The sequence below is a fragment of the Bradyrhizobium sp. MI1.7 genome (assembly GCF_055811795.1).
In genome coordinates, this window is sequence record NZ_JBVVPO010000210.1 from 1 (window position 1) to 1,211 (window position 1,211).

The 1,211-nt window shown below is 57.3% G+C and carries 2 protein-coding genes; both read right to left on the minus strand.

The window, feature by feature from the left end:
* Positions 1 to 97 precede the first annotated feature (97 nt).
* Entirely contained in the window at positions 98 to 394 is a 297-nt protein-coding gene (locus tag AC0L3X_RS47145) for a DUF3551 domain-containing protein (protein WP_346283374.1), read from the minus strand.
* A gap of 286 nt (positions 395 to 680) precedes the next feature.
* A complete protein-coding gene (locus AC0L3X_RS47150; RefSeq protein WP_354076562.1) occupies positions 681 to 1,160 on the minus strand; it encodes a PH domain-containing protein in 480 nt (159 codons plus the stop codon).
* Positions 1,161 to 1,211 lie beyond the last annotated feature (51 nt).

A 1,211-nucleotide genomic window follows, 5' to 3' on the forward strand; every position in this document is an offset into this window, starting at 1 on the left:
GCGCCAGCGTATGCGGCTCGTGCGAGATCGGATCGAGGGGCGGGCCTCTCCGGGGGCGTCGGCCGCCTCAACCCGAGTCGTCGCGCCCCTGTCCGATCTAGTAGGCGCGACGAGGCCGTCGATAGGCTGGTTCCCGTGGCACTTGTGCGTTCGCAAAATATGGATTGGTAACGCACATGGCGGAGAGGCCCGATGCATTGGCGTGGCACTGCGCCATCGAGCTATAGCCGCAGTAGAAAGTTTCGCCTCCGCCCCAGTACCAACGTTGTAGGCAGATCGGTGCATTCCCGCCATATGTTTGGGCCTGAGTTGGTGCGGCGGTCAAAACCGCGATCGTTGCCCAGATCGCCAAAGCTGGAATGCGCATCAGAATTTCCTTACGGATCGACGCCATCGCATCAGCACCTCGAACCAGACAAAGCCTATTGCTTCAGATCAATTCACATTCGCGCCGACAACATTGCTGGGCCGGAGAAACTCGCAATGCAGGATGATGCTTACTGTCAGTCAATCGGTGCTGCCAAAGGCACCCCACAATATACGAATTGTCGACTGACGGTAACTCAGCAGCGCGAAGACAAACATAATACAGCGTGGGCAGCAGCAATCATATCGGAAGGGAACAATTCCGACGGGAAGCATGCTTTTTGTTGGGGGCGGGTGTCAAACCATGCCGCGATTTACGTGCCAACCGGTCTTGTCGTGATGGCGCTGCGAAATGCGAGAGGCGAATTAACGGTGGAAATGGTTTGCGTACCCTCGCCGACGCCCTGAATGGTGAGGTCGCCATAGTTCAAAAGGCGGCCAAGAACGCTTTGATTGACATCGACGCTCTCAACTTTGTCGAGGCTCATCTCAAAGGTCCGCCTCTTGATGAAACCGGTCTTGTGGACGACCCGCATGTTGGTAACGTCGGTCTCGGTGGTCCAGCGGTGGAACCAAGCCGTCGCCGTCCAGTACAATGCCGCAAGCCCAGCGACCGCCGCCAATACCAACCAAACCAACGTCAGCGCGTCGGCGGCGGCCAGGCGCCACAGCACCAGAAATGCGACCGCCGCGATCCACGCCCCGATTGCAGGCAGAAAGTACACCCAGTGTTCGTTGGTCGAATACAGCACCCTTTCGCCAGGCTGTAGGATTTCGTCAATATAGCGCCCCATACGCCTACCCTGAGTTTACCTATCACCGCAGTAATATGCGCCATTTTAAAC

Coding starts and splice junctions, on each gene's coding strand:
- AC0L3X_RS47145 (WP_346283374.1), bottom strand. CDS start 394: ATGGCGTCGATCCGTAAGGAAATTCTGATGCGCATTCCAGCTTTGGCG.
- AC0L3X_RS47150 (WP_354076562.1), bottom strand. CDS start 1,160: ATGGGGCGCTATATTGACGAAATCCTACAGCCTGGCGAAAGGGTGCTG.